This is a genomic window from Bacillus sp. JJ1503 (genome assembly GCF_036965125.1).
GTDB lineage: Bacteria > Bacillota > Bacilli > Bacillales > Cytobacillaceae > Cytobacillus.
Genome location: NZ_JBALOZ010000494.1, coordinates 1 through 5,077, shown reverse-complemented (window position 1 = coordinate 5,077; position 5,077 = coordinate 1). Strand labels below are relative to the sequence as shown.

The window sequence follows — 5,077 nt, the reverse complement described above, 5'->3', positions numbered from 1 at the left end:
GTATAGAGGCTGGACCGCCTCCATAACCAAGAATTCCTGGAATGAGGAAGGCTAAAAATATTTGCCAATAGATCATTCTATGCCCCTCCTTTTTCCTAATGGTAAAAATACAAGAATGATCAATAACAGAATAAGGATAGCCGGATGAACATTTAACAATTCTATTAATAGAAGTGAGACGAATAACATTAATATAGCTCTGATCCAGCCGAGGGTATCACCAGATTTTTTTACAAAGTCCCAAGTCATAGTTGCCAGCATAACTGCAACAACAGGTANNATATACTTGTAATAACTGAAGTAAAAAAATCATGAGTAAAGCGGTCGGGGCTACAGTGGCAAGCAAAGCAACTAAGGAACCTAATAGGCCACCCACCCTATAACCAATATATCCAGCCATTTTTGTCGCTATTGGTCCTGGCATTGTATTTGCTAAAGCTAAAGTATCACCAAATTCTTCTTCACTCATCCATTTATATTTCTTAACCGTTTCTTGATGAACAAGCGGAATAGAAGAAGGACCGCCACCAAAACCTAGCATTCCGACTCGAAAGAATGCTAATATTATATGCAAAAGGATTCTCCAGTCTGGACGTGGAGAAGGAGAATCCACCAACTTTTCTTTTTCTAAAGCTTTTCCCAAACTAAAATAACCCCTTCTGTACGTAATTCTGTTCCACCTATAAATAACGCTCTTTTACTGGCTCTCCAAAATAATTTAACCACGTCCGAAGCCTCCTTTAACAATTTTGATACCTTGCTTTTTTTAAAAGCATGTAGAAATAATGAATTATAAAGATGGGTAGAGTAATCCATTTATAATCCTCCTTGATCTTTAATAAATTCTGGAATATGCCAGATTTGACGTTTAAAAATTCCATTTGATCTCATAGGTCTATTCCTACTATTATTTAAAGGGGTATTTCTTAATAGCTATGTAATTGACTGACCTGCAAAGTGACAAGCAGCATAATGATTAGGTTCGTATTCAGCCCAATCTGGTTTTTCTACCTTACAAACATCAGCGGCGATTGGGCATCTTGTATGAAATGGACATCCGCTGGGAGGATTAGCAGGATTCGGCAAATCCCCATGCAATCGAATTCGATTGCGATTAGCATGAACAGATGGTCGCGGTATTGCTGATAACAATGCCTGCGTGTATGGATGTAACGGCTTATTAAATAAGTTCTTAACCGTTCCAAGCTCTACTGTATTCCCTAAATACATAACTAAAACTCGGTCACAAAAGTAACGTACGACACCCAAGTCATGAGAAATAAATAGATAGGAAAGATTGTATTTTTGCTGTAAAGTTTTTAGAAGCTTCAAGACTTGCGCTTGAACAGAAACATCAAGAGCAGATACCGCTTCATCGCATATTACAAACGAAGGATTTAACGCAATTGCGCGTGCAATACCAATCCGTTGCCGCTGACCGCCACTGAATTCATGAGGATACCGATCAAAATGCTCTTCCTTTAAACCTACTTCTTCTAACAGATTTATTACGGCTTGTTTTTTCTCATTTCTAGTCATATTCGTATGCATGGAAAAAACTTCTTCGAGTGCATGACCGATACGTTGCCTAGGATTTAATGAAGCATAAGGGTCTTGGAAAATCATTTGCATTTGTTTAACAAATTTCTTTTTTTCTTTTCTCTTTAAATTTTGAATTTCTGTATTTTGAAAATAAATTTGTCCACCTGTTATTTCTTCTAAACCTAAAATGGCTTTTCCTAATGTTGATTTCCCACAACCAGACTCTCCAACTACGCCTAAGCTCTCACCCTCAAATAATTGTAAGGAGACACTCTCTACCGCTTTAACGTCTCCCTGCTTTCGTTTTAAGATTCCTCCTGTTATAGGAAAATACTTTTTTAGCCCTTTTAATTCCAGGAGCACCTTTGGTTCCCTGATCTCTTTAGATGGTTGTTTTTCATTTAAGACTACCATTAGTTCACCCCTCTTCTTCTAACCAACAATTTACATTATGAGTATCAGATATTTTAAATACAGGAGGCTCTGTATTTCTACAGATGTCCATCGCAAACTTACATCTTGGATGAAATCGACATCCCGTTATCTGTTCATTTAAACTTGGTAATGAACCTGGGATTGGTTCTAATTCAAAATCTGGGTCATCGACATTAGGAACAGAGTTTAGCAATCCGATTGTGTAAGGATGTTTTGGATTGTCAAAGATTTCACCAACATTCCCTTCTTCAACCTTTTTCCCTGCGTACATAACCATCACTCGATCTGCCACTTCTGCAACTACACCCATATCATGAGTGATCATCATGACACCCATATTGTATTTTCCCTTTAGATCATTGATCAGATCTAAGATTTGCGCTTGAATGGTTACATCGAGTGCTGTAGTTGGTTCATCTGCAATTAGTAATCCCGGGTTGCAAGATAGAGCGATCGCAATCATGACCCGCTGTCTCATCCCTCCGCTTAGCTCATGAGGATATTGATTCATCCTTTTCTCTGGATAAGGAATACCAACTTGCTTTAAAAGCTCAATCCCCTGATTAGTTGCTTCACGATTTGATAGCTTATTATGTAACATTAACGGTTCTCTAATCTGATAACCAATTGTCAAAACTGGATTTAATGCCGTCATAGGCTCTTGAAAAATCATAGAAATTTTATTTCCCCGTATTTGTCGCATTTTTTCAGCTGATAATTTATGAATTGCGGCTCCTTCATAGAGAATTTCCCCACTCGTAATCTTGCCATTGCTAGGTAATAAGCCAATGACTGAGAGAGAAGTTATACTTTTGCCACAGCCTGATTCACCAACAATACATAGTGTCTCTCCTTTTTGAAGAGAAAAGGAGACATCACGAACAGCAGGCAATTGCCCGTCTGCTGTTCGAAATTCAGTCACAATGTTTTTGACTTCTAGTAATGTCTCTCCCATAATTCAACCTACTTTCTTGTCATTTTAGACAAATCCCATTTCTCATTCGGATCTAATATAAGGCCATTTTATGAACGTTAAATTGCTACTGTAGCAACCCCGTTGTATATAAGAATAATGACGTTTTCATAGAGTATTAGTTGGTTCACTTTACAAGATGAATACCATCTAATTTTATCCATTTTATTTTCTGTTCTATTATATTATTGAATATCCATATTTGGATCTAAAGCATCTCTTAATCCATCGCCAACTACATTGAAAGCAAATACGGTTAGCATAATTGCAATTCCTGGAACGATTGTTAAATGGGGTGAAGACCACATAAAATTTTGTCCTTGTGCTATCATCGCTCCCCATTCAGGAGCTGGTGGCTGAGCTCCCAAACCTAAGTAACTTAACGAAGCAGTCGATAAGATTGCCGTCGCCATCCGCATAGTTGCAAACACAATGATTGGAGCGAAAGCATTCGGCAAAATGTGTTTGACCATGATCCTTAAATCGGATGCTCCAAGTGATTTCATTGCCATTATGTATTCTTTCTCTTTTATCGAAAGAACCGATCCTCGAACAATTCTTGCGCATGTTGGAATTGACCAAATACTTATAGCAATTGCTACATTCACAAGACTAGTTCCCAAAATTGCTATGATAAGCATAGCAAGCAAAATACCTGGAAAAGAGAATAATAAATCTACAATTCTCATAATAATTCCATCTAGTTTTTTATAATATCCTCCTAGTAACCCAAGAATGACTCCCCCTATAAGTCCTAAGCTCACAGCAGTTATTCCTACCACTAGAGAAATTCTCGCTCCATATACGATCCTACTCCATATATCTCTGCCATAATTATCTGTTCCTAACCAATGTTCTTCGTTAAAAATTGGTAATTCAGTTGCGGCTAAGTTTTGTTTAATAGGATCATGAACGGTAATAAGAGGAGCAAGAATAGCCATTCCTATTTGAATTAAAATAATGATTAGTCCAATAACAGCAAGTTTATTTTTCAATAATCTTTTAAGTGTCATCAAAAAGAAATTTTCTTTCCTCTTATCCTGATTTATATCTGTCCCGACTGTACTTACTGATGGTTCCATAGTTCTCCCCCTTCCTTATTGATATTTAATTCTTGGATCGACATATGTATAAACAATATCAACAACTAAATTTACTAATACAAATAAGGTTGCAACTAATAAAACAGAACCTTGAACCATTGGAAAATCTCGTGCAGCAATAGCGTCAATCATTAATCTACCTACTCCGTTAATGGCAAATACTTTTTCTGTAATAATCGTTCCGCCTAAAAGAAAACCAAAATTCAATCCAATTACAGTAATAACTGGAATCATTGCATTCTTTAGAGTGTGAATCCAGATTACATTTCTTTCCTTTACTCCTTTTGCTCTCGCTGTTCTAACATAATCAGCCTTAACCACTTCAAGCATAGAAGATCTTGCCATTCTAGCGATCATTGCAGCAGATCCAGTTCCTAATGTAATAGCAGGTAAAACTAGTTGCTTTAACCCTTCAATGGTATACCATGGTGCAGATAACCCTCCTACTGGAAGCCACTGAAGATTGACTGCAAATACTAAAATCAACAATGCACCCAACCAAAAATTTGGTATCGATATTCCAGCTAGAGCAAATGTAGTAGAAGTGACATCTAACCATGTATTATGTTTAAGGGCAGATACTAATCCTGCGAATATTCCGATAATTACAGCTACAAACATACTGGCAACAGCTAACTTTAAAGTATTTGGGAAACGAATAGCGATAGCTTCAGAGACAGGTTGACGTGTTTGATATGAAAATCCTAAATCTCCTTGAACTACACCAGCCAAATATCTTCCATACTGGGTGAAGAAAGGGTCGTTTAAACCTAGATTGTCCCTTATAGCTTCTAAATCAGATTCTGATGCTGTAGGTCCCCCAATCATAGTTGCAGGATCGCCAGGAGCAATATGCATTGAAGAAAAAACTAAAAAAGAGATACCAAATAAAAGGAATATTAACTGTATAAACCTTCGGACAATCAAAGCAATCAAAATTTAACCTCCTCTATAATCATTTGTTAATCATTTTACATAAATATATTACCAAATGTTAATATTGATTTAAAAATGATTATAGATG

Annotated in this window: 5 protein-coding genes and 2 pseudogenes; all 7 read right to left on the bottom strand. The window is 36.7% G+C overall.

Going from position 1 to position 5,077, the window contains the following annotated elements; all coding sequences use genetic code 11:
* Window positions 1-76, bottom strand: a pseudogene (locus tag V7149_RS25825) (chromate transporter); the annotation flags it as partial.
* Window positions 73-541 (bottom strand): annotated as a pseudogene (locus V7149_RS25820) (chromate transporter). The pseudogenes V7149_RS25820 and V7149_RS25825, both read right to left, overlap by 4 nt.
* 86 nt (window positions 542-627) lie before the next feature.
* The gene (locus tag V7149_RS25815; RefSeq protein ID WP_335348414.1) at window positions 628-816 is read right to left on the bottom strand and encodes a hypothetical protein; all 189 of its coding nucleotides are present in this window, start codon (window positions 814-816) and stop codon (window positions 628-630) included.
* A gap of 117 nt (window positions 817-933) precedes the next feature.
* On the bottom strand, window positions 934-1,956 hold the full coding sequence (locus tag V7149_RS25810; RefSeq protein ID WP_335348413.1) for an ABC transporter ATP-binding protein: 1,023 nt from the start codon (window positions 1,954-1,956) through the stop codon (window positions 934-936).
* A gap of 4 nt (window positions 1,957-1,960) precedes the next feature.
* A complete protein-coding gene (locus V7149_RS25805) occupies window positions 1,961-2,932 on the bottom strand; it encodes an ABC transporter ATP-binding protein (RefSeq protein ID WP_335348412.1) in 972 nt (323 codons plus the stop codon).
* Window positions 2,933-3,135: 203 nt separating this feature from the next.
* On the bottom strand, window positions 3,136-3,963 hold the full coding sequence (locus tag V7149_RS25800) for an ABC transporter permease (protein WP_438824166.1): 828 nt from the start codon (window positions 3,961-3,963) through the stop codon (window positions 3,136-3,138).
* An 84-nt stretch (window positions 3,964-4,047) separates the two neighbouring features.
* A complete protein-coding gene (nikB, locus tag V7149_RS25795) occupies window positions 4,048-4,989 on the bottom strand; it encodes a nickel ABC transporter permease (RefSeq protein WP_335348410.1) in 942 nt (313 codons plus the stop codon).
* Between the last annotated feature and the right edge of the window lie 88 nt (window positions 4,990-5,077).

Bases quoted from the DNA above. Each gene is read 5' to 3' on its own strand.
- V7149_RS25805 (WP_335348412.1), bottom strand. From the start codon at position 2,932: ATGGGAGAGACATTACTAGAAGTCAAAAACATTGTGACTGAATTTCGA.
- V7149_RS25810 (WP_335348413.1), bottom strand. From the start codon at position 1,956: ATGGTAGTCTTAAATGAAAAACAACCATCTAAAGAGATCAGGGAACCA.
- V7149_RS25800 (WP_438824166.1), bottom strand. From the start codon at position 3,963: ATGACACTTAAAAGATTATTGAAAAATAAACTTGCTGTTATTGGACTA.
- V7149_RS25815 (WP_335348414.1), bottom strand. From the start codon at position 816: ATGGATTACTCTACCCATCTTTATAATTCATTATTTCTACATGCTTTT.